26 protein-coding genes are annotated in these 26,141 nt (G+C 64.7%); 11 read left to right on the top strand and 15 right to left on the bottom strand.

Annotated features, from left to right (window positions below; translation table 11 throughout):
• The first annotated feature begins 94 nt into the window (after positions 1 to 94).
• Together LB518_RS06135 and LB518_RS06130 are read left to right on the top strand one after the other, a co-directional pair.
• Entirely contained in the window at positions 95 to 2,143 is a 2,049-nt protein-coding gene (locus LB518_RS06135; protein WP_224574477.1) for a M3 family metallopeptidase, read from the top strand.
• Positions 2,144 to 2,181: 38 nt separating this feature from the next.
• Positions 2,182 to 2,385: a hypothetical protein gene (locus LB518_RS06130; RefSeq protein WP_224574475.1), complete on the top strand. Its 204-nt coding sequence runs from the start codon at positions 2,182 to 2,184 to the stop codon at positions 2,383 to 2,385.
• A 53-nt stretch (positions 2,386 to 2,438) separates the two neighbouring features.
• Here LB518_RS06130 and gyrB read toward each other — a convergent pair whose 3' ends face one another.
• On the bottom strand, positions 2,439 to 4,895 hold the full coding sequence (gene gyrB / locus LB518_RS06125) for a DNA topoisomerase (ATP-hydrolyzing) subunit B (RefSeq protein ID WP_224574473.1): 2,457 nt from the start codon (positions 4,893 to 4,895) through the stop codon (positions 2,439 to 2,441).
• Positions 4,896 to 5,128: 233 nt separating this feature from the next.
• Between gyrB and LB518_RS06120 the strand changes: the two genes are divergently transcribed.
• Positions 5,129 to 5,725, top strand: a complete 597-nt coding sequence (locus LB518_RS06120) for a DedA family protein (RefSeq protein ID WP_224574471.1) — start codon at positions 5,129 to 5,131, stop codon at positions 5,723 to 5,725.
• Positions 5,726 to 5,734: 9 nt separating this feature from the next.
• Here LB518_RS06120 and LB518_RS06115 read toward each other — a convergent pair whose 3' ends face one another.
• From LB518_RS06115 to LB518_RS06105, 3 genes are all read right to left on the bottom strand, one after another.
• Positions 5,735 to 6,691: a YihY/virulence factor BrkB family protein gene (locus LB518_RS06115; RefSeq protein WP_224574469.1), complete on the bottom strand. Its 957-nt coding sequence runs from the start codon at positions 6,689 to 6,691 to the stop codon at positions 5,735 to 5,737.
• Between the two features lie 76 nt (positions 6,692 to 6,767).
• Entirely contained in the window at positions 6,768 to 7,097 is a 330-nt protein-coding gene (locus LB518_RS06110; protein WP_224574466.1) for a hypothetical protein, read from the bottom strand.
• Positions 7,098 to 7,191: 94 nt separating this feature from the next.
• Positions 7,192 to 8,220 (bottom strand): substrate-binding domain-containing protein, encoded by a 1,029-nt coding sequence (locus LB518_RS06105; RefSeq protein WP_224574463.1) that lies wholly within the window; start codon positions 8,218 to 8,220, stop codon positions 7,192 to 7,194.
• Positions 8,221 to 8,448: 228 nt separating this feature from the next.
• Here LB518_RS06105 and LB518_RS06100 point away from each other — a divergent pair, with 228 nt between their 5' ends.
• The 5 genes from LB518_RS06100 to LB518_RS06080 all read left to right on the top strand — a co-directional run bounded on the left by LB518_RS06100 (position 8,449) and on the right by LB518_RS06080 (position 13,603).
• Complete coding sequence (locus tag LB518_RS06100) at positions 8,449 to 9,471, top strand: Gfo/Idh/MocA family protein (RefSeq protein ID WP_224574461.1); 1,023 nt, start codon at positions 8,449 to 8,451, stop codon at positions 9,469 to 9,471.
• 93 nt (positions 9,472 to 9,564) lie between these two features.
• On the top strand, positions 9,565 to 10,434 hold the full coding sequence (locus LB518_RS06095; protein ID WP_286198614.1) for a sugar phosphate isomerase/epimerase family protein: 870 nt from the start codon (positions 9,565 to 9,567) through the stop codon (positions 10,432 to 10,434).
• Between the two features lie 112 nt (positions 10,435 to 10,546).
• Positions 10,547 to 11,767, top strand: a complete 1,221-nt coding sequence (locus LB518_RS06090) for an ABC transporter substrate-binding protein (protein ID WP_224574457.1) — start codon at positions 10,547 to 10,549, stop codon at positions 11,765 to 11,767.
• A gap of 111 nt (positions 11,768 to 11,878) precedes the next feature.
• A complete protein-coding gene (locus LB518_RS06085; protein WP_224574455.1) occupies positions 11,879 to 12,781 on the top strand; it encodes a carbohydrate ABC transporter permease in 903 nt (300 codons plus the stop codon).
• Between the two features lie 9 nt (positions 12,782 to 12,790).
• Positions 12,791 to 13,603 (top strand): carbohydrate ABC transporter permease, encoded by an 813-nt coding sequence (locus LB518_RS06080; protein ID WP_224574453.1) that lies wholly within the window; start codon positions 12,791 to 12,793, stop codon positions 13,601 to 13,603.
• On the opposite strand, the gene LB518_RS06075 is transcribed toward LB518_RS06080, so the two are convergent.
• The 8 genes from LB518_RS06075 to LB518_RS06040 form a co-directional block, all read right to left on the bottom strand.
• Positions 13,581 to 14,135 (bottom strand): DUF3833 family protein, encoded by a 555-nt coding sequence (locus LB518_RS06075; RefSeq protein WP_224574451.1) that lies wholly within the window; start codon positions 14,133 to 14,135, stop codon positions 13,581 to 13,583. The two genes, LB518_RS06080 and LB518_RS06075, sit on opposite strands and share 23 nt — an antisense overlap.
• A gap of 81 nt (positions 14,136 to 14,216) precedes the next feature.
• The gene (ptsN, locus tag LB518_RS06070) at positions 14,217 to 14,684 is read right to left on the bottom strand and encodes a PTS IIA-like nitrogen regulatory protein PtsN (RefSeq protein WP_224574449.1); all 468 of its coding nucleotides are present in this window, start codon (positions 14,682 to 14,684) and stop codon (positions 14,217 to 14,219) included.
• Between the two features lie 100 nt (positions 14,685 to 14,784).
• Entirely contained in the window at positions 14,785 to 15,378 is a 594-nt protein-coding gene (hpf, locus tag LB518_RS06065) for a ribosome hibernation-promoting factor, HPF/YfiA family (protein ID WP_224574447.1), read from the bottom strand.
• Positions 15,379 to 15,660: 282 nt separating this feature from the next.
• On the bottom strand, positions 15,661 to 17,214 hold the full coding sequence (gene rpoN, locus LB518_RS06060) for an RNA polymerase factor sigma-54 (RefSeq protein WP_224574444.1): 1,554 nt from the start codon (positions 17,212 to 17,214) through the stop codon (positions 15,661 to 15,663).
• Between the two features lie 75 nt (positions 17,215 to 17,289).
• Entirely contained in the window at positions 17,290 to 18,048 is a 759-nt protein-coding gene (gene lptB, locus LB518_RS06055) for an LPS export ABC transporter ATP-binding protein (RefSeq protein WP_224575680.1), read from the bottom strand.
• A gap of 115 nt (positions 18,049 to 18,163) precedes the next feature.
• Positions 18,164 to 18,790: an LptA/OstA family protein gene (locus LB518_RS06050; protein ID WP_224574433.1), complete on the bottom strand. Its 627-nt coding sequence runs from the start codon at positions 18,788 to 18,790 to the stop codon at positions 18,164 to 18,166.
• Positions 18,787 to 19,500, bottom strand: coding sequence for an LPS export ABC transporter periplasmic protein LptC (lptC, locus tag LB518_RS06045; protein ID WP_224574431.1), 714 nt, complete (start codon positions 19,498 to 19,500; stop codon positions 18,787 to 18,789). Before lptC ends, LB518_RS06050 begins: the two co-directional genes overlap by 4 nt.
• An 81-nt stretch (positions 19,501 to 19,581) precedes the next feature.
• Positions 19,582 to 20,196 carry a ribonuclease D gene (locus LB518_RS06040; protein ID WP_224574429.1) on the bottom strand — a complete coding sequence of 205 codons (615 nt, stop codon included), beginning with the start codon at positions 20,194 to 20,196 and terminating at the stop codon, positions 19,582 to 19,584.
• 122 nt (positions 20,197 to 20,318) lie between these two features.
• Here LB518_RS06040 and LB518_RS06035 point away from each other — a divergent pair, with 122 nt between their 5' ends.
• The 3 genes from LB518_RS06035 (at position 20,319) to LB518_RS06025 (ending at position 22,183) form a co-directional block, all read left to right on the top strand.
• A complete protein-coding gene (locus tag LB518_RS06035) occupies positions 20,319 to 21,347 on the top strand; it encodes a Gfo/Idh/MocA family protein (protein ID WP_353619935.1) in 1,029 nt (342 codons plus the stop codon).
• Positions 21,348 to 21,465: 118 nt separating this feature from the next.
• Entirely contained in the window at positions 21,466 to 21,894 is a 429-nt protein-coding gene (locus tag LB518_RS06030; RefSeq protein ID WP_224574427.1) for an Hsp20 family protein, read from the top strand.
• Between the two features lie 37 nt (positions 21,895 to 21,931).
• Positions 21,932 to 22,183, top strand: coding sequence for a BQ00720 family protein (locus tag LB518_RS06025; protein ID WP_224574424.1), 252 nt, complete (start codon positions 21,932 to 21,934; stop codon positions 22,181 to 22,183).
• A gap of 36 nt (positions 22,184 to 22,219) precedes the next feature.
• Here the strand turns inward: LB518_RS06025 and LB518_RS06020 are convergent, their stop codons facing one another.
• The 3 genes from LB518_RS06020 to pheT form a co-directional block, all read right to left on the bottom strand.
• The gene (locus LB518_RS06020; protein WP_224574422.1) at positions 22,220 to 23,032 is read right to left on the bottom strand and encodes a GNAT family N-acetyltransferase; all 813 of its coding nucleotides are present in this window, start codon (positions 23,030 to 23,032) and stop codon (positions 22,220 to 22,222) included.
• A 23-nt stretch (positions 23,033 to 23,055) separates the two neighbouring features.
• Entirely contained in the window at positions 23,056 to 23,604 is a 549-nt protein-coding gene (locus tag LB518_RS06015) for a dihydrofolate reductase family protein (RefSeq protein WP_224574419.1), read from the bottom strand.
• Between the two features lie 112 nt (positions 23,605 to 23,716).
• On the bottom strand, positions 23,717 to 26,134 hold the full coding sequence (gene pheT / locus LB518_RS06010) for a phenylalanine--tRNA ligase subunit beta (protein WP_224574417.1): 2,418 nt from the start codon (positions 26,132 to 26,134) through the stop codon (positions 23,717 to 23,719).
• Between the last annotated feature and the right edge of the window lie 7 nt (positions 26,135 to 26,141).

The raw sequence follows: 26,141 nt of genomic DNA, 5'->3' as shown, positions 1-26,141 counted from the left end.
ATGCGAATCGCGCTCCTCGATATGCTTGATCCGGGTGGCGGCGGGGTCCATTTCAGCTACCCGCATCTTTCCGCCCCTTGCCGAGGCCGCGCGCATGACAGCCGACAATCCGCTTCTTTCGACCTGGACGACGCCCTTCGGCATGCCGCCCTTCGCCGCGATCGAGCCGGCGCATTACCGGCCCGCCTTCGAGGCGGCGATCGCCGAGCATCAGCGCGAGATCGCCGTGATCGCCGGCCGTCCCGAAGCACCGACCTTCGCCAACACGATCGAAGCGATGGAGCGCGCCGGGCGCATGCTCGACCGCGTCGCCTCGGTCTTCTTCAATCTGACCGGCGCGCATACCAACGACGCGCTCGAGGCGATCGAGATGGAGGTGGCGCCGCTGCTCTCGCGCCATCGCAGCTCGATCTATCTGAGCGAGGCCCTGTTCCAGCGCATCGACGCGCTGGCGAAAGCCGGCGATGCCGGGCTCGACGCCGAGCAGGCCCGTGTGCTGGAGCGCTATCATACCGGCTTCCGCCGTTCCGGCGCCGGACTGCCGGCCGAGACCAAGGCGCGTCTTGCCGCGATCTCGGAGCGTCTTGCGACGCTCGGAACCACCTTCGGCCAGAACGTACTGGCCGACGAAAAGGGTTGGACGCTGGTGCTCGAGGCCGGCGACGACCTTGCCGGGCTGCCGGATTTTCTCATCGCCTCGGCCTCCCAGGCCGCTCGGGATCGCGGCCTCGAGGGCAAATATCTCATCACGCTGTCGCGCTCGTCGATCGAGCCGTTCCTGCAATTCTCGGCCCGGCGCGATCTTCGCGAAAAGGCCTTCGAGGCCTGGACCGCGCGCGGCGAGGCCGGCAAGACCGACAATCGCGCAATCATCGCCGAGACCGTCGCGCTGCGCGCCGAGCAGGCAGAATTGCTCGGCTTCGAGAGCTTCGCGCATTTCCGCCTCGACGATTCCATGGCCAAGACGCCCGAAGCGGCCATGAACCTGCTCACCTCCGTCTGGGCGCCGGCCCGTGCCCGCGCCATCGAGGAGCGCGCGGCCCTGCAGGCGCTCGTCCATGCAGAGGGCGGCAATTTCGAGCTCGCCGCCTGGGACTGGCGCTACTATTCCGAGCGTCGCCGCAAGGCCGAGTTCGATCTCGATGAGGCCGGGCTGAAGCCCTATCTGCAGCTCGACAAGGTGATCGAGGCGGCGTTCGATACGGCGACGCGGCTGTTCGGCGTCAGTTTTCAGGAACGGAAGGACGTACCGGCCTATCATCCGGATGTCCGCGTCTTCGAAGTGACCAACGCCAGCGGCGAACTGGTCGGCATCTTCCTCGGCGACTATTTCGCGCGGCCCTCGAAGCGCAGCGGCGCCTGGATGAGCGATTATCGCGGCCAGGAGCGGCTCATCGGCGATGTCAGGCCGATCATCGTCAATGTGATGAACTTCGCTAGAGGAGCCGACGGTGCCCCGACGCTGCTCTCCTATGACGATGCGCGTACGCTGTTCCACGAATTCGGCCATGGGCTGCACGGCCTCCTGTCCGACGTGACCTATCCCTCGATCGCGGGCACCAGCGTCGCGCGCGATTTCGTCGAATTCCCCTCGCAGCTCTACGAACACTGGTTCGAGCGGCCGGAGATCCTGGAGCGATTCGCGGTGCATTACCGCACCGGCGAGCCAATGCCGGCGGCGCTCATCGAGCGCCTCAAGGCGAGCCGCAGCTTCAACCAGGGCTTCGCGACCGTCGAATATGTCTCCTCGGCGCTGGTCGATCTCCGGCTGCACCTCCTGAAGGACGGCGCGGGGCTCGATTCGACGGCCTTCGAGAAGGGTATCCTCGCCGAGATCGGCATGCCCCAGGCGATGGTGATGCGTCACCGCACGCCGCATTTCCAGCATGTGTTTGCCGGCGACGGCTATTCCTCGGCCTATTACAGCTATCTCTGGTCCGAGACGCTCGACGCCGATGGCTTCGACGCCTTTGAGGAAGCCGGCAACATCTTCGCGCCCGACGTCGCGGCGCGGCTCAAGGAATTCGTCTATTCGGCAGGCAATCGCCGCAAGCCGGACGAGGCTTACCGGGCTTTCCGCGGCCGCGATCCCGATCCGTCGGCGCTGCTTCGCAAGCGCGGGCTGATGGACACCGCCGTCTGAACGTCTCCCAGAACGATAACCAAGAAAAGGATCTCCTCATGGCCACCGCCAAGCCGACCCCCACCAAGGCCGATCTCTCGGCAATCGAACTGAAGATGCTGGCCCGCGTCGCCCGCCCCGGCCCCTATGTCGGTCTCGACGGCAAGGCCGTCCAGCGCCTGATCGAGCTCGGCCTCGTCAAGACCCGCGTCTCGGGCTACCAGCTCACCGACGAAGGCTTCGCGATGCTGCGGGCCGAATAAAGAAAAGGCGGAGGCCCGGCCTCCGCCCTTCCATGCCTTCCTGAGGCGATGCCTCAGACGTCCAGATTGACCACGCTCAGGGCATTGTCCTGGATGAATTCGCGGCGGGGTTCCACGTCGTCGCCCATCAGCTTGGTGAAGAGGTCGTCGGCGGCGTCGGCTTCCTTGACGCGGACCTGCAGCAGCGAGCGGACGTTCGGATCGAGCGTCGTCTCCCAGAGCTGGCTGGCGTTCATCTCGCCGAGGCCCTTGTAGCGCTGCATCGTGATGCCCTTGCGGCCGGCGGTGAAAACCGCCTCGAGCAGCGAGCGCTGGCCGAAGATCGGCGTTTCCAGATCCTTGCGGCGGAACACCGACGGCCGTTCGAACACTTCGCGCATCTTGGCCGAAAGACCGTCGAGCTTGCGGGCGTCGGCGCTGTCGATCAGCGCCGCGTCGATCATCGCCGCTTCGCGGACACCACGCACCTCACGCTCGAACAGATAGCCGCCATCGCGCCCAAGCGTGCCGGTCCAGCCCTGCTCCGTCTCGTCCGAGATCGAATCGAGCCGCTCCGCCACTTTCTGCACGGCGGCGAGCGCTGCCTCGGGATCGTTCATCACGGCGCTCGATAGCGCACCGGCGATGGCTGCCTGTTCGACCAGCCGGCGGTCATAGCGCGTATGCAGCCCGTCGATGATGTGCTTGACTTGGCGAGCGTCATTGACGATCGCCGCGAGATCGGCGCCGGCAAGAACCTCGCCGCTTTCGAGCTGCAGCGCCGCATCGTCGACGCCCTGGTCTATGAGGTAATCCTCCAGCGCGCGCTCGTTCTTCAGATACTGCTCCGAACGGCCCTTGGTGACCTTGTAGAGCGGAGGCTGCGCGATGAAGATATGGCCGCGCTCGATCAGCTCCGGCATCTGGCGGAAGAAGAAGGTGAGCAGCAGCGTGCGAATATGGGCGCCGTCGACATCGGCGTCCGTCATGATGATGATCTTGTGGTAGCGCAGCTTGTCCGGCGCGAACTCATCCTTACCGATCGACGTGCCGAGCGCGATGATCAGCATGCCGATCTGCTCGGATGACAGCATCTTGTCGAAACGCGCCCGTTCGACATTGAGGATCTTGCCGCGCAGCGGCAGCACCGCCTGATTTTCGCGGTTGCGGCCCTGCTTGGCCGAGCCGCCTGCCGAGTCGCCCTCGACGATGAAGATCTCGGACTTCGAGGGATCACGCTCCTGGCAATCGGCGAGCTTGCCCGGCAGCGAGGCGATGTCGAGCGCGCCCTTGCGCCGCGTCAGTTCGCGCGCCTTGCGGGCGGCTTCACGGGCGGTCGCGGCTTCGACGACCTTGGCGACGATCTGCTTCGATTCGGCCGGATGCTCCTCGAACCACATGCCGAGCGCCTCGTTGACGAGGCTCTCAACCACCGGACGCACCTCGGACGAAACCAGCTTGTCCTTGGTCTGCGAGGAAAATTTCGGATCGGGCACCTTGACCGACAGCACCGCCGTCAGGCCTTCGCGGCAATCATCGCCGGTGAGCGAGACCTTCTCGCGCTTTGAGATGCCCTCGCGGTCGGCATAGCCGGTGACCTGGCGCGTCAGCGCGGCGCGGAAACCGGCGAGATGGGTGCCACCGTCGCGCTGCGGGATGTTGTTGGTGAAGCAGAGCACATTCTCGTGGTAGCTGTCGTTCCACCACATCGCGACCTCGACGGTGATGCCGTCGCGCTCTGCCGACAGGCTGATCGGCCCTGAAAGCAGGGGATGCTTGGCGCGGTCGAGATAGCGCACGAAGGCCTCGAGGCCGCCGTCATAGACCAGTTCCTCGCGGCGCGGCTCGACGCCGCGGCGGTCGGTCAGCACGATGCGGACGCCCGAATTGAGGAAGGCGAGCTCGCGCAGGCGATGTTCCAGCGTATCGAAATCGAACTCGACCTTGGTGAAGGTCTCGGTCGACGGCAGGAAGGTGATCTCACTGCCGCTGCGGCCTTCATAGACGCCGGAAACGACCTGCGATTCATAGGCGCCGGTGACCTGAAGCGGGCCGTCGGCATTGCCATGCGAGAAGCTCATCTCGTGGATCTTGCCGCCACGGCGGATCTTGAGCTTCAGCCAGGCCGAGAGCGCGTTGACGACCGAGACGCCGACGCCATGCAGGCCACCCGAGACCTTGTAGGAATTCTGGTCGAACTTACCGCCGGCATGCAGCTGGGTCATGATGACCTCGGCCGCCGAAATGCCCTCGCCGGTGTGGATATCGGTCGGAATGCCACGGCCATTGTCGATGACCGTGCAGGAACCGTCGGGATTCAGCGTCACGCTGACGAGATCGGCGTGGCCGGCCAGAGCCTCATCGATGGCGTTATCGACCACCTCATAGACCATGTGGTGCAGGCCCGACCCGTCGTCCGTGTCGCCGATATACATGCCCGGACGCTTGCGGACAGCATCCAAGCCCTTGAGCACCTTGATAGAATCGGCGCCGTAGGCTTCCGAGGCATTGTCGCGGGCGATATCCGACATTCAGTCTTTCCTGGGTGGTCCTGCACCGCGCGCACAGGCGGCGCGCGAGGGCATCGATTCGTAGGGCTAATCTATTGCTTCTTCGAAGAAATTGCACCTTCGTGCCTAGCCGCAAAAGACGGCGCGAAGGTGGCGGCAGGGCCAGACGCGATCGGCGCTTGCGCTCGGCGGGCGCCCGGCTGATCCTCTGCGCTCATCCGCCCGGCCGGGCGTCACCAAGGACGACAGCGCGCATGCTTCACTGGATCGATCAGTTCCTCGCCAGCTATGGGCTGATCGTGGTCTATTTCGGCGTCATCATCGAAGGTGACAGCATCCTGCTTGCCGCCGGCTTTCTTGCCCATCAGGGCATTCTCGATCCCATCGGCGTGTTCCTTGCCGCGTTTGCGGGTTCGCTCACCGGCGACCAGGCCCTGTATTATATAGGTCGTTACGCGCGGGATTCGAGGCTTGTGAAGCGCCAGTCAGCACGGCCCGCCTTCACGCGTGTGCTTGATCTCATCAAGCGTCACCGCGTGCTGTTCATCCTCTCGTTCCGCTTCATCTATGGGGTCCGCACCATCAGCCCGATCGCGATCGGCATCGCCGGCGTGCCGCCCCTGCTCTACACCGTCCTCAATGTCATTGCGGCCGCAACCTGGGCCGCGCTGATCACCACGATTGGCTATGTGTTTGGCCGTCTCATCGAGGAGTATTCGGGGCGCCTGCACGGCTTCGAGCACAAGCTTCTGATCGCCGTGGCGATCGGAGCCGTGTCGCTGGTGATCCTGCATTTCGGCCGTGGCGCATTGCTGAAGCGGCAGGACCGTTCGGCGGCGCCGAAGGACTGATCCGGCGCGTCAGTTTGGCTCGGGTGTCTGGTGGCGCTGCTTCGGCGTCTTGAGGCCCGACCAGCTTGCATTGATCTCGGCGCCGATCAACACGGAGAGCGCCGTGAACCACAGCCACAGCAGGAAGATGACGGGACCGCCGAGCGAGCCGTAGGTCGCGTCATAGACGGCGATCCGCGTGACGTAGAACGAGAACAGCGAACAGCCGGGCAGCCAGATCAGCGTCGCTGCGATGGCACCCGGCAGCATGCGCCGCGCCTGCCTCCACGGGCCGCCCGGCTTGCGATGCGGGACCACAAAATAGACCGCCGATATGGACGAAAACGCTATCAGCGCCAGGATTGGCCAGCGGATGAGCAGCACTGTCGTGACGCTCGCATGCGGCACATGCAGCACGGAAAGCGCGACCGGGACTGCGGCGATCACCGTCAGCGTCAGGATGGCGAAGATGACGGCGCCGACGGTCAACGCCAGCGAGATCCCGATTGAAATAAAGATATTGCGGTCGTCCTTGACCTCGTAAGCGAAGTTGACGCCGCTCATCAGCGCCGCGACACCGGCGCGCGAGCTCCAGAGCGCGATGGCAAGGCCGATGAAAAGTCCGGCATTCAGCTGGGCGGGCCCCTTGCTCGCGAGAGCGGTCAGGAAGTCGAGCACGATGGGGCGCGCCTCGTCCGGCAGCACCGAGGCGATGTCGGCGGCGTGCTGCGTCACACCCGAAAGATCGAACAGCAGCCCATAGAGCGAAATGAAGATCGCCAAAGCGGGGAAGACGGCGAGAAAGCCGTAGAAGGCGACGCCGGCCGCGATCAACGCATCATCATGCGCGACGAATCGCATGAAGACGTCGACCAGCACCTTCCAGGCTGTGACAGGAAACGGGCGGCGCGCACGGACCGGGGCGGAGACCGTGCGGTCTGCCTCGGCCGCCCCACTGTCTCCGGTCTCGGCCGTCATTGCCGCCATCAAGCCAATCCTCTCCGCCCGCCTGCCTTATGCTACCAGAAAGCCCGCCGCGGGCCATCTGCGCTGGCGCGGCGGATCATCGCCGCGTAAATGCCCAGCCAGCGAGGGCGGATGCGAGGGCCGCCGTCGCGGCCACCAGCGCGATCGCAACCAGCGGCTGCTGCGCCGACCGGCGGGCCAGCATGTGGCCAAAGGCAGTCGAAGCTTCGCCGGCCGAGCGGGCCTCCTCCTCGGCCTCGTCGGCGAGGTCATGGAAGACGTTGCGCACAACCTCACGTTCGCCCCGGACTGCGCGGGCCGCCTCGGAGGTCGCGGCTCGTGCCGCGCGCCGCGCATGTGAGCTGACCGCGCTCGCCGTTGCGCCGATCTTTTCAGCCGCTTCCTGGAAATCGCCGGACTGAGCCATTGGAGCACTCCCGTTCAAACGTTGCACGGGACAACGCGCTGGACGCCAATTCGTTCACGCGGTCAACGGCAGAGCGCGGCGCCGCTTGTGTTCATCAGGGCGGCGGCGGATCGCTTTCGCCCGGTACCAGATGCACGGGCCAGATTTCCTGCACGAGACCAACAGGGTGCTGGTCGCGATAGGCCGGCATTGTCGCGAGCAGTCCCTCGGCGAGCCGGCGACCGAGCTCGAACAGTTCGATCCGGAAACAGGTCAGCCGCGGTGACAGGAAGCGCGATTGTGGCGAATCGCGGAAGCCGATGACGGCCATGTCGCGGCCCGGCGTGAGCCCCACCTCATGCAGCCGCCGATAGACGCCGATCGCCATGATCTCGTTGACGAGCACGATCGCCGTCGGTCGCTCGGGCAGCTTGAGCAAACGGTCGACGGCATTGTAGCCGCCCATTTCGCTCGTCTCGGCGCGGATAAGGAGATCAGGATCATAGGGAAGATCGTTGGCCGCCAGCGCCTCCCGGTAGCTGTCGGCGAAGACGTAGCCGAGATTGATCTCTGAGCCCGCCGTGACGAGCCCGATGCGACGATGGCCGCGCTCGGAGAGGCGGCGGATCGATGCATGAGCGACTCCGTCGAAATCGAGATCGATCCAGGGATGCGTTCCGCCGGAAAGGCTGCGGCCGAGCGCCATGAACGGGATTTCGCGCTCGATCAGATGGTCGATACGCGGATCATGCCGCTGGATGGCCGAAATGAAGAGCCCGTCGACGAACCGGCGCGAGACGACGCGGCGAAGATGCTCGAGCGGATCCTGGTCGAAGGGACAGAGTAGAACGATCAGATCGAGGTGATGCTGCGCGAAGACCTGCTGCACGCCGCCATAGACGCTGGTGAAGAAGGTATCGCCATGCAGGCTGGTCTCGCTATTGGTTTCGACGACGAACCCAATTGCGTTCGTTGTGCCCTGGCGCAGGCTGCGGCCCGATTGGTTCGGCACATAGCCGATCGCCGCAGCCGCCTCGAACACGCGCCGGCGCGTCTCGGCATTGACGTCGGAGCGGCCATTGAGCGCGCGCGACACCGTGCCGATCGAGATATTGAGATGCCGCGCCAGGTCGCGAATGCTCACGCGAAACGTTCCTCTCCGCCTGCTGCCCCGCGACGATCGCGGGTGCACGGCGCCACGCTCACCGCTTTCGCGTGTGACGGTTTGATGCCGTATCGCATTGGTCGACCACATGCGAGCTCTTGACAAGGGGGCGCGCCTGTTGTGTTGTCGTAAACGTTTACGACGCTCTTGCAGTGCACCGAAAACGATTGCGATGCACAATACGGCGTCGATTGGGAGGAGACAGGAATGCAGCGTGCCGCGTTGATCGGGTGCGGAGCCATGAGTCGTGCATGGTTCGAGGCAGCCAAGACCATCGATGGTCTTGAGATCGTTGGCGTTGCCGATATCGATGCCGAAAGAGCTGCCAGCAGAGCCGCAGAATTCGGGCTCGAGAATGCGGTGATCGCTACCAGCGTCGAGGAATTGCTCGAAAAGGCCTCACCGGAAATCCTGTTCGACGTCGTCGTGCCGGGCGCGCGCCACCATGTCGTCTCGGCGGCGCTGGCCGCCGGTTGCCATGTTCTGTCCGAAAAGCCGATGGCCAATTCCCTCGACGAGGCGCGCGACCTTGTCGCCCGCGCCAAGGCGGCCGATCGCCTGCACGTCGTGATCCAGAACCGCCGCTATCTCGAAGGGCCGCGCCGCATCCGCCGCGCCGTCGCGTCCGGGCTCATCGGCGATGTCACGAGCGTCCACTGCGATTTCTTCCTCGGGCCGCATTTCGGCGGCTTCCGCGAGGAGATGGAGCATGTGCTGCTGCTCGACATGGCGATCCACACATTCGACGCGGCGCGGTTTCTGTCCGGCAAGCAGCCGGAAGGCGTTTATTGCCGCGAATGGGAGCCGAAAAGCTCCTGGTACAAGCAGGGTTCGTCGGCTGCCGCCATCTTCGAATTCGGAGACGGCCTGATCTTCAATTATCGCGGCTCATGGTGCGCCGAAGGGCTCGGCACGAGCTGGGAAAGCGCCTGGCGCATTGTCGGGACCAAGGGCTCGCTCACATGGGACGGGCATGACGATATCCGGGCCGAGGTCGCCACTGGCGTATCTGCAGGCCTGTTCTCCGAGGTGGCCGCAGTCGAGATCCCTCCCCTCGATCCGTCCGACCGCACGGGCGGCCACCTCGGCCTCATCCAGGACTTCGTCGCCGCGACGCGTGGCGGCCCGGAGCCCGAAACCGTCGGGCACCAGAATATCCGCAGCCTCGCAATGGTGTTCGGCGCCATCGAGAGCGCCACGGGCGGACGCCGCGTCGACATCAACATCTAGGGGCCGCCGCCCCCAGCGGGCGACGACGGCCTCGACGTTTCCATCAAGGAGCAGCTGGTGACCAACCCCCTTCTCGATATTCGCATCGGCACCATGATCAAGGGCAACCTGCCCGATCCCGCCGCCTATGTGCGCCAGATCCTGCCGCTCGGCTTCGAGTCGATCGAGCCGTTCTTCTGGCAGACGATTGGCGGCAAGGACATTCCGAAGCTGGCTGCTGAGCTCAAGGAAGCCATCGGCGACCACGACGTCGTCATCGACACGCTCGGCATGTTCGGCAATCCGCTCGAGGATGGCGATCTCGACCGCCAGACCCTCGAAGGCTGGAAGACGCTGATCGACAACGCCCATCTCTTCGGCGCCAAGACGATCGCCGGCTTCACCGGCCGTGTCCGTGGCCGGCCGCTCGAAGAGAGCCTGCCGCGCTACAAGGAAGTCTGGAGCGAGCTTGCGAAGCGCGCCGCCGACAAGGGCGTGCGCCTTGCCTTCGAGAATTGCGCGATGGATGGCAACTGGGCGACCGGTGACTGGAACATCGCTCATAATCCGGACGCCTGGGAACTCATCTTCAACGAGACGCCGGACGACAATATCGGGCTCGAATGGGAGCCCTGCCACCAGATGGTATATCTGATCGATCCGATCCCGCAGATCCGCAAATGGGCGCCGAAGTTCTTCCACGTCCATGGCAAGGACGCGACCATTCGCTGGGACGTCATCCGCGAGAACGGAATCTTCGGCAAGTATCCCTTCGTGCAGATGCGCTCGCCGGGCTTCGGAGACAGCGACTGGACCCGCGTCATCAGCGAGTTGCGCCTTGCCGGCTTCAAAGGCACGATCGACATCGAGGGCTGGCATGATCCGGTCTATCGCAACGCGCTCGAAATGACGGGTCAGGTGCGCTCGCTCAATTATCTGAAGGAAGCGCGCGGCGGCGCTGTCTTCGTCGCCGATCCGGCCTGATCGCATATTCGCCGGCCTCCGGGTCCGGCGAGGGGCGCATTGCTGCAGGCGGTGCGCTCGATGCCCTGGAGGGGGCCAAAGTCTCTCGAACTTGAAAACGTGGAGGAAGAATATGTCAAAGACAGCCATGCTGTTGGCAGGCGCGATCGGGCTTCTGGGCTCGACCGTCCTCGCCTCGGCCGAGGACGTGACGCTTGACGTCTGGACGATCGATCGCGAGTCGGATCCAGGCTACATGTATGTGATGGCGCAGGAGTTCCAGAAGCTCCATCCCGAGATCAAGTTCAACATCAAGCATGTCGAGTTCGCTGACTGGGCGAACGACATCACGCGCGCAGTCGCGACCGGCACGGCGCCTGACGTCGCCTATGTCGACAATCCGAACACGCCGTTCCTGTCCTCGAAGGGTGCGCTGCTCGACATCTCGCCCTATCTGAAGGACTCGAAGATCGTCGACACCACGAAGATCTTCCCGGGCCCGCTTTCGACCGTCACCTGGGATGGCAAGATCTACGGCCTGCCGCGCGGCTCGAACACGATCGCGCTCTACTACAACAAGGACATGTTCAAGGCTGCCGGCCTCGATCCCGACAAGCCGCCGCAGACCTGGGACCAGCTCTACGATACGGCCAAGAAGCTGACCGACCCGGCCAAGAACGTCTACGGCCTCGCCTTCTCGGCGAATGCGAACGAAGAAGGCACCTTCCAGTTCCTGCCCTGGATCCAGTCGACCGGCGGCAATTTCGACAAGGTGAATGGCGAGGGTGCCGTCCAGGCGCTCGAGCTCTGGCAGAAGATCATCGACGAGAAGCTCGCTTCGCCCGACACGCTGATCCGCGGCCAGTACGACTCGTTCGCTACCTTCAATGCCGGCAACGCCGCCATGGCCATTTCCGGCCCGTGGGAATTGCCGCGCATGTCGAAGGACGCCAAGTTCGACGTCGGCGTCACGCTCCTGCCGATCCAGAAGGAAGGCGATGCCCGCGCCTCGGCGCTCGGCGAAGGCAACAACGTGATCTTCGCCAAGTCGAAGCATCCGAAGGAAGCCTTCATGTATCTCGAATACATGTACTCGCAGATGCCGCGCGTCTGGAACGAGTTCGGCTTCGTTCCGTCCTATCCGGTCGAGGTCAAGGACCCGAAGTGGCCGTCTGAATATGCGGTCTTCATCGAGTCGATGAAGTATGCCCGCGCACGCGGCCCGTCGCCGGACTGGGCGAAGATCTCCAAGGCGATCTCGACCGCGATCCAGCAGGCGCTGACGCACCAGGCCGATGCCCAGACTGCGCTCAACACCGCGCAGACGACGATCGACGGCATCGTCAAGAAGTAAGGTCGACGGCCCCCGGCGCACGCTGCCGGGGGCCGTTTTCCATCCATAGCCGGCCGCCATCTCCGATGTGCGGCCGTCCCTTTGATCCCCACGTGTTCCGGAGCAAGCGCCATGTCGGCCCTCTTCCGCACCCTGCGCGACGGCCATGGCTTCGATGCCACGCTCGCCTTGCTGGCGCTCGCCTATCTCCTGGTCTTCTCGGCGTTCCCGCTGATCTACAACATTCTGATGTCGTTCCAGGAAGTGGACATGTTCAGTCTCGCTTCGCTGGTGCGGCCGTTTGTCGGCCTTGCCAACTACAAGTCTCTGTTCGCCTCGCCCGATTTCTGGCCGGTGATCTGGAATACGGTTGTATTCGTCGGCCTCTGCATCATTTTCCAGCTCGGCATCGGCTTCGGCCTCGCGCTCTTCTTCCAGCAGGATTTTCCCGGCGGCAGCTTTTTGCGCGGCCTGTTCCTCGCCGCATGGATCATGCCGGCGCTGGTTGCCGGCGCGGTGTGGAAGTGGATCTTCGCGGGCGACTTCGGCGTGCTCAACTATCTGCTGCAATCGGCTGGACTGATCAACGACAAGGTCTTCTGGCTTTCCAACCCGCAGATCTCGCTCTATTCGGTGGTCATCGCCAATATCTGGCTCGGCATTCCCTTCAACATGATCCTGCTGTCGGTCGGTCTCGTCGGCATACCCAAGGACATGTACGAGGCGGCGGCGCTGGACGGCGCCAATGCCTGGCAGCGCTTCTGGCACATGACGCTGCCGATGATGCGCTCGACCATCGGCGCCGTCGTTTCGCTTGGCATCATCTTCACGCTGCAGCAGTTCGACCTCTTCGCCTCGCTGACGCAGGGCGGCCCCGCCAACGCCTCCAACGTGGCGCAATACTGGTCGTGGCAGCTCTCGTTCCAGATCTACGACATCGCCTCGGGCAGTGCGGTCTCCTGCCTGATGCTCGGCTTCGTCATCGTCGTGGCGGTGATCTATGTCCGCTCCACCCGCCATGAACACCGGGCCTGAGGCACGATCATGAAGCGCTACATTCTCCTCGCCCTCGCTCTCCTGTTTCTCGCGGTCTACCTGTTCCCGCTCTACTGGATGTATCTGACGGCGTTCAAACCCTCGACAGAGACCTTCGTCTATCCGCCGACCTTCTGGCCGGGGAACCCACAGTTCAACTTCGTCGACGTCTTCGTCAGCAAGAAGATGAGCAGCTACCTCTGGAACTCGCTGGTCATCGCCATCGGCACGACGGCGATCGCCGCCTTCTTCGGCACAGGCTGCGCCTACGCGCTGGCCCGCGTCCGGAACATCGGCATGGATATTGTGCTGTTCCTGATCCTGATGATGCAGGTGCTGCCGTCCTCGCTGATGGCAACGCCGATCTTCGTGCTGTTCAATCAGGTCGGCCTGATCACGACACCACGCCTTGCGGTGGTGCTGGCGCAGGCGGCGAAGGTGCTGCCCCTCTTCATCGTGCTGACCCGCACCTCGTTCATGCAGATCCCGAAGGAACTCGAGGAGGCGGCCCGGGTCGACGGCGCCACGCGGCTTGGTGCGTTCCTGCGCATCGCGGTGCCGCTGGCCCGCAACGGCATTCTCGTCACCTCGGTGCTCATCTTCCTGCAGTCGTTCGGCGAATATGTCTATTCGCGCTCGATGATCTCGGAAGAGTCGCTGCAGACGGCCACGGTCGGCCTGATGAACTTCATGGGCCCCAACACCACGGACTGGAACGGCATCATGACCTATTCGGTCATCTATGTGACGCCGATCCTCCTGGTCTTCGTGCTCCTGCAACGCAAGATCGTCAGCGGGCTCACGGCCGGCGCCCTGAAGTGACCGGCTGCCGCGTATCGGGAATGAGATGCGTCTCGACGCTGCCGACGGGCACGCCGAGGCGATAGATGGTGCCGCGGCTCAGCAGCGCGCCTGAGGCGAGACGCGTGATCCGATCCTCGCAATGCAGCTTCAGCGGCGCCTTGCCGCGCCGCCGCAGCCAGATATCGTAGGAGAGGCGGACGGCATCGGCCTCGATACGGACCTTGGCAGGCGCGGCGAGGTCCTGCCGCTCGCCGACATAAGTCCCTGGACCGGTCGGCCGAAAGCGCCAGGTGCGCCGGTCGGTGACCCCGTCATCGAAACGGAACAACTGATCGAGCACGAAGACGCCATCGCTTTCGCGTCCCGTCGTCCAGACGAGAAAGCCGCGATCAAGCCCGATCGCCCGGCTTCGCAGGCGGCCGCGGCCGATGGCGAGCCCCTCGAAGGTCGCTTCGAAAGAGCTGGCTTGGGCCGGTTGCGGCAGCTCGGGCGCCGCCGTAGCCCCGGCGAGGCAGAGCCAGGCCGCCATCAGAACCAGCAGTCGCCGCATGGGTAGCCTCCGCATCACGCTCGAAGAGCATGCGGAGCCTAAGGCACGTTTCCGTCCGATTGAAGGCGGCTGCCCAGCCGATCAGGCGGCGTTGGAGGCGGCGGCGCCCCCGTTCAGAACGGCATAGAGTGCTGTCTGGTCGCTTGAGGCCCGGAGCTTGGCGGCAAGACCGGGCTCGCGCAGCAGCCGCGCAATGCGGGCCAAGGCCTTCAGATGATCCGCTCCAGCGCTTTCCGGCGCCAGCAGCAGGAAGATGAGGTCGACGGGCTGGTCATCAAGCGATTCGAAATCGATCGGCTTGGCGAGGCGCGCGAAAATGCCATGGATTCGCTTCAGCGAACGGATCTTGCCATGCGGAATGGCAATGCCATTGCCAACCCCGGTCGAACCCAGCCTCTCGCGCTGCAGCAGCGTGTCGAAGATCTGGCGCTCGTCGAGTCCGGTCTGGCGCGCGGCCCGCTCCGCCAATTCCTGCAGAGCCTGCTTCTTGCCGTTCGCTTTCAGCGCCGGAATGATCGTGTCCGGGCTGATGAGATCGCTGAGGTCCATGACTTGGTTCAAAATGCCTTGTTCAAACCCTTGGGTACGTGACCCGCCTTCTCGGCGCGCCGCTTGAGCGCGCCGAGCAGTTATTCCACCTTAGGCGGAATCACAGGCTGACGGAATCCCCTTTGGCGGTCGCGGCCGGGTCGATCCATCCGATATTCCCGTCGCGACGACGATAAACGATATTCACCCCGCCATGACCGGCATGGCGGAACACCACCACCTGGGCGTCGGCGAGGTCCATCGCCATGACGGCGCCGGACACTGACAGCGTGCGCAACGACTTCGTCTCCTCGGCGATCACCATCGGATTGTAGTCCGGGGCGAGTTCCTCATCCGCGTCGGGGGTCGCGGCCAGGACGACGTAGTTCGCGTCGGCATCCGACACCGCGCGGCTGTCATGGTGATGATCCTTGAGGCGCCGCTTATAGCGCCGCATCTGCTTCTCGATCCGCTCCGCCGCCTGCTCGAAGGTCGGGTAGATTTCGTGACCGCGTCCCTCGGCCTGGAGGTCGAGCCCGCTGTCGAGATGCAGCGCGCAGTCAACCCGATAGCCCGCGCCGTCGCGCTCGAGCACGACACGACCGGAAAAGCCTCCGTCGAAATATTTCTCGACGACGGCACCGACCCGGCCTTCGACATGCGTGCGATAGGCGTCGCTGATCTCGATATGCTTACCGGAAATGCGGAGAGTCATGGAGCACGTACCCTTTGGACGTCGTTGCGATCCGAGGCCCGGTCCGCCAGGCGAGCCGATGCCCCGTCGGGCACGTTGCCGGTTTCGGCTCGTCTGGACCCACCCTTCAAACGGCCGGAGTTCTCTCCGGTCCGAGGCCCAACACACCGTCCGGCGCCGCGCCCTTCTAGTGACGGCCGGCTGGGAAGTCAAGGAAACCCCCGGTCGTCCCGACCATCATCTCTTGAAGCTGGGCATCCGTCGAGGCCGCGGCAAGGGGAAAGCGCAAATGACCGGCTGCCGTCAGCGCGCAGCGGTCGCCTCGGCCAGCTTTTCGCGCCGGCGCTGAACGGAGGAGGGAATGCGTAGCGCCTCGCGATATTTCGCAACCGTACGTCGCGCGATATCGATGCCGGCCTCGCGCAGCAGCTTGACGAGCGTATCGTCGCTGAGGACGTCTTCCGGGCTCTCGGCGTCGATCAGGCTGCGGATGCGGTGGCGAACGGACTCGGCCGAGTGCGCCTCACCACCCTCGGAGGAGGCGATCGCCGAGGTGAAGAAATATTTCAGCTCGAAGATGCCGCGCGAGGTCGCCATGTATTTGTTCGACGTGACCCGCGAGACCGTCGACTCGTGCATGCCGATCGCCTCGGCGACGGTCTTCAGGTTGAGCGGCCGCAGATGGCGGACGCCATGCGTCAGGAAGCCGTCCTGCTGGCGAACGATCTCCGTCGCCACCTTCAGGATCGTCTTGGCGCGCTGGTCGAGGCTCTTCACCAGCCAGTTGGCGGTCTGCAGGCACTCGGCGAGGAAGGCCTTCTCCTCCCCCTGCTTCGAGGGTCTGGCGACGCTGGCGAGATAGGTCTGGTTGACGAGCACGCGCGGCAGCGTCTCGGAGTTCAGTTCGATCAGCCAGCTGCCGTCCGGCGCCGCGCGAATGATGACATCCGGCACGATCGGCTGCACCAGCGTCGAGCCGAACGAAGCGCCGGGCTTCGGATCGAGCGCCCGCAGCTCCGACAGCATGTCGGCGAGATCCTCGTCATCGCAGCCGCAGATCCGCTTCAGCGCCGCAAAATCGCGCCGGGCCGCCAGATCGAGATGATTGATCAGCGCCAGCATGGTGGGATCAAGCCGATTGCGGTCGGCGAGCTGCAGCGCCAGGCATTCGGTGAGCGTGCGGGCGCAGATGCCTGTCGGCTCGAACCCCTGCAGGATCGCGAGCGTCCGCTCGACCAGTTCCAGCGGCGCGCCGAGCCGCTCCGCGACGTTGCCGATATCGGTGCGGATATAGCCGGCCTCGTCGACCTCGTCGATCAGCGCATGACCGATGAGGCGCAAGGTGGGATCAGTGACCGCGAGGCCGAGCTGGTCGGAGAGGTGATCGGCGAGCGACTTCTCTTCGGCAACAAAGGCCTCGAGATTGTAGTCCTCGCTGCTCGCTTGCTGGCGTCCGGGCTGTGTCGACCAGGGATCGCCGCCGGGCGCGGCAATCGGTTCGCCGGCCGCCTGGCCATGATCGTCCGGGAAGACATTCGAGAGATCGGTGTCGAGCCGCTCGGCGATCGAGTCGGGCGAGGTCTCGAGGCGCGTCTCCATCCAGTCGCCCGGCGTGTCGCCCGCATCGGCCGCGGCAAATCCCTCGCTCTCGATCGAGGCTTTGCCGGGGCCGGCGTCGATACCCTCGCCATCATCGCGCTCGTCACGCTCCAGGAGCGGATTACGCTCGAGCTCGGCTTCGACATAGGAAATCAGGTCGAGATTCGAGAGTTGAAGCAGCTTGATCGCCTGCATCAACTGCGGCGTCATCACCAGCGACTGGGTCTGCCGGAACTCGAGCTTTGGAGAAAGCGACATCGGTACGCGGCGACCTCAGGAAACTGGTCCAACTCTTGCTTGCCGACCTTCTAGGTACCGCAAGCGAGGCCACCTTCAAAGCGTAAACTGTTCGCCAAGGTAAAGACGGCGGACCTCTGGGCTTGCCACGATGTCGCTGGGCCGCCCTTCCATCAACACTTCGCCGGAATGGATGATGTAGGCGCGGTCGATCAGACCGAGCGTCTCGCGGACATTATGATCGGTGATCAGGACGCCGATGCCGCGCGCCGTCAGATGGCGGACCAGCGCCTGGATGTCGCCGACGGCGATCGGATCGATACCCGCGAACGGCTCGTCGAGCAGCATGAAGGCCGGCCGGCTGGCCAGCGCGCGCGCGATCTCGCAACGCCGACGCTCACCGCCCGAAAGCGCGATCGCCGGCGACTTGCGCAGATGCGAGATATGAAACTCCTCCAGCAGCGAATCGAGCTCCGCCTCGCGCTTGCCACGGTCGGGTTCGACGACTTCGAGGACAGCACGGATGTTCTGCTCGACCGTCAGGCCGCGGAAGATCGAGGTCTCCTGCGGCAGATAGCCGATGCCGAGACGCGCGCGCCGGTACATCGGCAGGCTGGTCACGTCATGGCCGTCGAGCTCGATCATGCCCTGATCAGCCTGGACCAGCCCGGTGATCATGTAGAAGATGGTCGTCTTGCCGGCGCCGTTCGGCCCGAGCAGGCCGACCGACTCGCCACGGGCGACGGCAAGGCTGGCCGAATGCACGACCCGGCGGCGGCGATAGCTCTTGCCAAGCCCTCGCGCGACGAGCCAGCCTGGCCCACCCGCGTTTTCCGCATAGCGGGTGACGGGCATCGGCTCGGCAATCGCCTCGCCATAGGAATCCTGATCGGCCTCAAAGCCTAGCGTCGGATCGGCCACGGTCAGCGGCGCTCCGCCTGGTTACGACCAGCTGTCATGAGACGGATACTCAATTGGTTTTTGCCGGGGGCGTCGGCGCGGCCGCGCCGGGGGCACCCGGTGCGCCGGCTCCTGGGGTGAACACGCCGCGGATGCGTCCGCCCGGCTTCTGGTCGACACGAGCCTTGCCGGTCTCCATGTCCCAGACGAGACGGTCTCCGGTGATGACGTTCGGGCCCTGGCTCAGGACGACATTGCCGGTGAGCGTCACCTTCTTCGCCAGCATGTCGACGACGCCATTGTCGCCGGTCGCCGTCTGATCGCCGGAGTTCACATAGACCTTGCCGCTGGCTTCGATGCGCGTGAAGCTCCCCGCGCCGGGCATGACGTCGCTGCCGGCTGCCGGCTTGGCGCCTGCCGCATCCTTGTCATTCGAAGAGTAGATCGCGATCTTGCCCGCCTTCAGCACCGAGTCGCCACGCGTCACGGTGACGTTGCCGGAGAAGGTCGACACGCGCTGGCCGTTCTTTTCCTGAACGTCGAGCGCATCGGCCTCGACATTCACCGGCCCCTTCTCGTCGGACTGGAAGCCCTTGAACATCTCGCCGGTGGTCTGGGCATGGGCGGCGACGCCACCGAGCACCAGGGGTGCCGCCAGAGCGAGGGCGAAGCAGAAGCGAATGGTCGAAGATGTCATTCGGTCACCGATGGAGCTGCGCGTTGGCCGGTCTGGGACGATTCGGCAGGAATAGAATAGGTTACCTTTACTCCATTCAGGAAGGAGATGCGCTGTCCACGATCGCGCACCTGCACGCCGTTGGCCCTGATCTCGCTGCCCGCGGAACGAAACGCCAGCGGCTTGTCGGAATTCATCGTTCCTGCCTTCAGATCGATATCGGCGGATTCGAGCGCTCCCTCGATGCCGGTCGTCGTCGTGAAGGTGATCTTCCTGTCGAGCACGATGCGCTCGGCATCTGAATAATAGGTGCCTGATGCCGCCTTGATGAGGGCGCTGTCGTCGCGGCCCATGCCGATCGTCGCGCCGATATTCTGCAATGTCACGACCTTGGTGTTCTGCAACGACTGTTCGGCGCGATCCGCCTTCAACTCGTAGGAACGGCCACCGCTCAGATAGCCGGACACGTGGGGATCCTGCATCACGATCGCGTTATGCGACACGTCGATCGAGCTGGCGGAGAAGTTTACCGGCAGGCTCGGCATGACATAGACGTAGACGACGAAGGCGACGATGGCGAGCAGGCTGACGAGCGGCAGGACGATCTTGAGGATGCGGACGCGCGCACTGTGGCGGCGCGCCGCGCGGTAACGCGCGTCGATCTCTGCCCGGGTCTGATCGAACCAGGCATAGTCCCCATCCTCTCCGCTCGCCTCCGGCGTCGAACTCATCCACTCTCCATTGGTAGGAGCGCATCAAATCCACGCCTTTGTGGACTTTTGGCGACGGCCTCGGCGGCCGATCGGGCCGCTTCATGAATGCGAGAATATATCCTGTTCCGCCCAGCCGGCGAGATCCAGCGCCGCGCGGGTCGGCAGGAAGCCAAAACACGCCTTCGCCAGATCAGACCGCCCGTCGCGTGCGAGCTTCTTCTCAAGGATATCCCGCACAGCATGCAAATGGAGCACATCGGAGGCTGCGTAGGCAAGCTGCGCGTCTGACAGCGTTTCCGCCGCCCAGTCCGAGCTTTGCTGCTGCTTGGAAAGGTCGACATCAAGGAGTTCCTTGACGAGATCCTTGAGGCCGTGCCGATCTGTATAGGTGCGCGTCAGACGCGAGGCGATCTTGGTGCAGAACACCGGCGACACTGTGACGCCGAAGGTCCTGGCGAGGACTGCAACATCGAAACGCGCGAAGTGAAAAATCTTGGTCACCGCCGGGTCCGCCAACAGGCGCACGAGGTTCGGCGCCTCGGTCTGGCCCTTGGCGATCTGCACAACGTCGGCGCTGCCGTCGCCTGGCGAGAGCTGCACGACGCACAGCCGGTCGCGATGCGGATTGAGGCCGAGCGTCTCGGTGTCGATCGCGACCGAACCCTGATAGCGCGAGAGATCCGGCAGGTCGCCGCGATGGAGGCGGATCGTCATGGCAGAGCGTTTCCCGAGAAAAAGCGTGGGCTGGCGCCAGCGGCGTCGTTCCCGTCCCTCTATCGAAGGCGCGGCTTTTCTGCAATGACGCAAAGAGGCGCGCGGCGCCGGAAGCCAGGGAGATGATCAGCATGGTGGAGCTTGCCGGCGCAGCGGCGCCGAAACCCGTCCGGTGGGGAATCTTGAGCACGGCGCGGATCGCGCGCCAGCGCGTCGTGCCGGCATTGCAGAAGAGTCCCTCGGCCGTCGTGACGGCGGTGGCCTCGCGATCGACCGAGAGTGCGCGCACCTTCGCCGAGCCGTTTGGCATCGCCAAGGCCTATGGCAGCTATGCCGAGCTCTTCGACGATCCCGAGATCGACGCCATCTACAACGCGCTGCCCAACCATCTCCATCGCGAAACGACACTGGCAGCCCTTGCTGGCGGGAAGCATGTGCTGGTCGAGAAGCCGATCGGCATGAACCGCGAAGAGGCGCTGGAGATCAAGGCCGCGGCTGGACCGCTGCTCGTCGCCGAGGCCTTCATGATCCGCCATCATCCGCAATGGCATGCAGTCGCCAGGATCATCGGCGAGGGCAGCATCGGCCCCGTGCGATCGGTTCAGACATCCTTCTCGTTCCTGAATGTCGATCCGGCCAATATCCGCAACCGGCCCGAGACGGGCGGCGGCGCGATGCTCGACATCGGCTGCTATGCAGTGGCCTCCTCGCGCTTCATCTTCGGATCGGAGCCGCGGCGTGTGCTCGCGCTTATCGACCGCGACCCTGCCATGGCAACCGACCGGACGGATACGATCATCGCCGATTTCGGCGATGGACGGCAGTTCTCCGCCGTGCTCTCGACCCAGAGCTTCCGCCATCAGCGCGTCAGCATCGTCGGCACGCTCGGCCGCATCGAGATGCCGACGCCGTTCTCTGCCCCGACCGATGTGGAGAGCGCGATCGGGCTCGACCTGCGCGGCCCGGGCGAACCGCTGGAGACGATCTCGCTGCCGCCGGTCGACCAGTACCAGCTCCAGGTCGAGGCCTTCTCGCGGGCGGTCGCCGGCACTGGACCCTGGGCATTCGGCGTCGACGATGCCATCGCCAACATGGCGGTCCTCGACGCTCTGATGCGCTCCGAGCGCTCCGGCCGATGGGAATCGCCCTAGTCTTGCAGCCGCTTGAACGGGTGTCTGCCACCCCCATATATTCGTTTGCGGGAAGTCATCCCGACGGATGCCTCTTGGAGGGTCCGGATACAAGGTCGCTTGGTGGAAGGACTTTGTGATGTCGCGTGTTTCAGCGTTTTCGAGCCCGCTTCTGCTCGGTTTCGACGAGATCGAGCGAGCGCTCGACCGGGTCGCCAAAGCCTCGGGAGATGGATATCCGCCCTACAATATCGAGCGGATCGCGAAGACCGACACACGGGACGAATGTCTCAGGATCACCTTGGCGGTGGCGGGCTTTTCCCGCGATTCGCTCGAGGTGACGGTCGAGGAGAATCAACTCGTCATTCGCGGCCGGCAGGTCGATGAACGCGAGCGGATTTATCTTCATCGCGGCATTGCCGCGCGCCAGTTCCAGAAGACCTTCGTTCTCGCCGACGGCATCGAAATCAGCTCCGCCGAATTGAAGGATGGACTGCTCGCCATCGACCTCATGAGGCCGACGCCCGAACGGATCGTCCGAAAGATCGAAATCGGGGTCCGCGACTGATCCTGAAATCTCGCTCGTGTAATGAGGAGACAATGTCATGTCTGAAGCACGTATCGTCATGTCGCCCGAAAATTTCGCCGGTCTCGGCAGTGGCCAGATCGCGTTTGTGAAGTCCGTTCGTTCGGAGCAGATCCGCCAGCTCTTTCCCGACGCGCCGCAGCTCGCCCCCGGCCAGACCTTCTGGGCCCTGCTCGACGCCGCCGGAGCGCCGCTGATGGTTTCCGACAGCCGCGAGGCCGTCGTGATGAATGCCCGCGAGAACGACCTCGAGGCCGTCAGCTTGCATTAGGTCCGCATCGACCAGCCGGGCGCAGGCTCCGGCTGGTCAGGCGATCGCCTCCGTGGCGATCAGCGCCGCCTCATCTTCTTCGGAAACCCGCGCAAAGAGAAACGCCTGGCTCCCGACCAAGCGAAGACCGCAGCCGCGCTGCATGGCTACCGAGGGACCATTGTCCACATCGACGCTCGAGAGGAACGTGGCAGCGTCGCTGTTGCGCGAGCGCGTCATGGCCATTGCCGTCAACCACGAGCCGAGGCCGCGCCCGCGCCAGGCCGGATCGATCACCACCCCATTGACCAGATAAAGTCCCTGCCGCTGTCCGCCCGACGCGAGCGGCAATTGCGATGCGAAGCCGATAATCTCAGCCGAGGAATCGCGGAGCACGATGCCGCCGGCGCGCGGATCAGAGATCGCCTCCCCGGGCATCGGGACCAGGCCGCCCATCAACTGCATAGCCTGGATTCGCGCCGCCTCTTCGTCCGAAAGTCCCTCTGCCACCGAGATGACTGTCATGCCGCCAGGCAGCGATGATCGCCCGGCAAGCGCTTCGCTCTGCGCCAGCACATCATTCGCCGCGCCGGAAAGCACTGACAGGCCCGTCTTGACGATGAAGCCATCCGACCGGAGCTGCTCGACCAAACGCCCGGCGCCGAGCGTGGGGAGATGGATCATCGCGCGTCCGAACCTGCGGAGGATATCGGCAGCGCGCGCGCAATCGGCCGGCGATTGCAGAAAGAGATAGAGGTAGCGGATATCCGTCGCGAGGTCCGGCGCTGCGGCGATCATGTCGGCATTGGCCGCGATCCGCTTCTGCGTCAATCGCTGCAGCGGGGTCCAGAGCCTCGGCGCGTCGGTCATCGCTTCCCGGCCGGTTGGAATCCTCACCGCACCCAGACGGTGACGGAGACCTGCGCGTCCGGGTCGAGGACCACCGGCTCCGTTGGATGCAGGCCATGGCTCGCCAAGAGCCGCTCGGCCGAACCGGCGGCCCAGGCACGCGAAAAGACCGGGACGCCGCCTGGAATGCGCACGCCGGCGTGGCGAACGAGATGGAAGGCGTCGAAGCCGAGGCTGAGAAAGAGATCGTTGACCCGCCGGCCGCCCGGAACAGCGATCAACCCGCCGTCCGGAGCCGCCTTCTTGAGAGCCTCGCCGAGCGACGCCTCACCGGGGTTCCACCACCACACATCGTCCCGAAGCTCGACCCCGTCGACCTGGGAGGAAACCACCATCCGCCGTCGCCCGGCGCGATTGGGAAATGTCTTGTGGCTGATGCGCCCCACGACCTGCAGAACCGCACGGTCGAGCTCCGCCTGGAAACGCTGCCAATCGGCGTCGTTCCTCAGTTCGAGCGGCATGGCACCATCCGACCCTGCTATGCAGTCGTCGTCCGAAACGATCGCGTGGCCGTGGATCTCGTAGCGCGGCATTTGGCGTCTCGACTTCCACCTGTACTCACCCACCGTGGCTTCATACAAGCAATGTGCCATGGCGTGGCCGGTCCATTCCACCCGCTCGGACCACGCCATGATCCTGCAGTCGTCAGGTACGCAAGACGGCACCTGTTGCTTTCGAAACCTGCGCGACGACACGGGTCGACACGGCCTCGATCTCCTGGTCGGTCAGCGTGTGATCGGTCGGACGAAGCGTCACTTCGATCGCCACGGATTTCTTGTCGGCGCCGATCGCCGCGCCCTCGAAAACATCGAACAAAGTCGCGCCGGCGATCAATGCCTTGTCGGCGGCGAGCGCTGCCTTGAGGATGCGCGCCGCCTCGACGGCACGATCGACGACGAAGGCGAAGTCGCGCTTCACCGGCTGGAACGGCTGCGCATCCAGCGGCGGCTTCGTCCGCGTCGGCCGCGCGCGCGGCGTCGGCAATTGATCAAGGATCAGCTCGAAACCGGCCAGCGGCCCGGCGACGTCAAGGGACTCAAGGGTCGAGGGATGGAACTCGCCAAACCAGCCAATGACCGTTTGAGGGCCAAGCTGGATGGTGCCCGATCGACCCGGGTGGAACCAGGACGGCGCGCCCGGAACGATCTGGAACTTGTCGACCTGCGCGCCGAGCGCTTCCAGCACCGCGAGCGCATCGGCCTTCGCGTCATAGACCGAGACCGCCTTGGCCGCCCCCTGCCAGTGGCGGCCGGTGCCGCCAACCGTCGCGGTGCCGCGCCTGACGCCAGTCGCGGCAATCTTCTGGTCGTCGGGGCGGGTTCCCTTGAAGATCTGGCCGACCTCGAACAAGGCAATGTCGCTGCTGCCGCGATCGGCATTGCGCTGCGCCGCGAGGATCAGGCCCGGCAGGAGGCTCGGCCGCATGTCGGACATGTCGGACGAGATCGGGTTGGCGAGTGTCAGCTCCGGTGCGCCGCCACCAAAGCCGGTCGCGACCGGCTTCGCGACAAAGGACCAGGTCACCGCCTCGACAAGGCCGCGCGCTGCGAGCGCGCGCTTGGCACGGCGGGTCCGTGTCTGGATCAGCGTCAATACCGGACGCGTCACATCGTCGGATTTCGGCAGCGGTGTCGACGGGATGCGATCGATGCCGAGAATGCGGATGACTTCCTCGACGAGATCGGCCTTGCCGTCGATATCGGGCCGCCAGGACGGCACGCCGACCGTGAATTGCGGGCCGTCGCCGGAAACGCTGAAGCCGAGCGCGGTGAGCACGGCACGGATTTCGCCCAGCGTCGGCTCGATGCCGGCGAGGCGCTTCACCTCGGAAGCCGGGAACGCGACCACGAGACGCGGCTCGGGCACGATGCCGGCAACCACCACCTCGCTCGGCACGCCGCCGCAGATGTCGACGATCAGCTGCGTTGCAAGATCGAGGCCCGGCAGCATGAAAGCAGGATCGACGCCGCGCTCGAAGCGATAGCGCGCATCGGAATTGATGCCGAGCTTGCGACCCGCCTGCGCGATAGCCAGCGGCTCCCACAGCGCCGATTCGACCAGCACGTCGACCGTATCCGCCGAACAGCCGGAGGCCTCGCCGCCCATGATGCCGGCAATCGACTCGACGCCATTGTCGTCGGCAATGACGCACATGGTCTCGTCGAGGGCATAGGTCTTGCCGTCAAGCGCCACGATGCTCTCGCCTGACCGCGCCCGGCGCACGACAAGGTCGCCCGCAACCTTGGCCGCATCGAAGACGTGCAGCGGACGGTTGCGGTCATAGGTCAGGAAATTGGTGATATCGACCAGCGCGTTGATCGGCCGAAGGCCAATGGCGCGCAGCTTCGCCTGCATCCAGTCCGGCGACGGGCCGTTCCGGACGCCGCGAATGAGGCGCAGGCCGAAGGCCGGTGACAGCGCAGGCTGATCACCGAAGTCGAAGCGGACGGCAACCGGGCACGGGCCATTGCCGGCGACCGGCGCAACCGCGTCATCCTGAAGCGCCCCGAGGCCGGCGGCGGCGAGATCCCGCGCCACGCCATGAACGCCGAGGCAATCCGAACGATTGGGGGTGATCGCGATATCGATGACCGGGTCGCCAAGCCCCGCCCAAGTCGCATAGGGGACACCAACCGGCGCATCTTCGGGCAGCTCGATGATGCCATCATGATCATCCGACAGTTCGAGCTCGGCGGCGGAGCACAGCATGCCGTGGCTCTCGACGCCGCGGATCGTGCCGATCGAAAGCGTGATGTCCTTGCCGGGAATATAGGTTCCGGGCGGCGAGAACACGCTCTTGATGCCGGCGCGAGCGTTCGGCGCGCCGCACACGACCTGCACAAGCGCGCCCGAGCCCGTATCGACCATGCAGACGCGCAGCCGATCGGCATTCGGATGCGGCTCGGCAGAGACGACGCTGGCGATGGTGAAGGCGCCGAGCGCCTTCGCCTTGTCCTCGATCTCCTCAACCTCGAGGCCGACGCGCGTCAGTGCTTCGCCGACAGCCTCAAGCGAGGCATCGGTCGCCAGATGTTCCTTCAGCCAGGACAGCGTGAACTTCATGGCTGGT

The sequence above is a fragment of the Mesorhizobium sp. BR1-1-16 genome (genome assembly GCF_020165495.1).
GTDB lineage: Bacteria > Pseudomonadota > Alphaproteobacteria > Rhizobiales > Kaistiaceae > Kaistia.
This window is presented reverse-complemented; position numbering and strand designations above follow the sequence as displayed.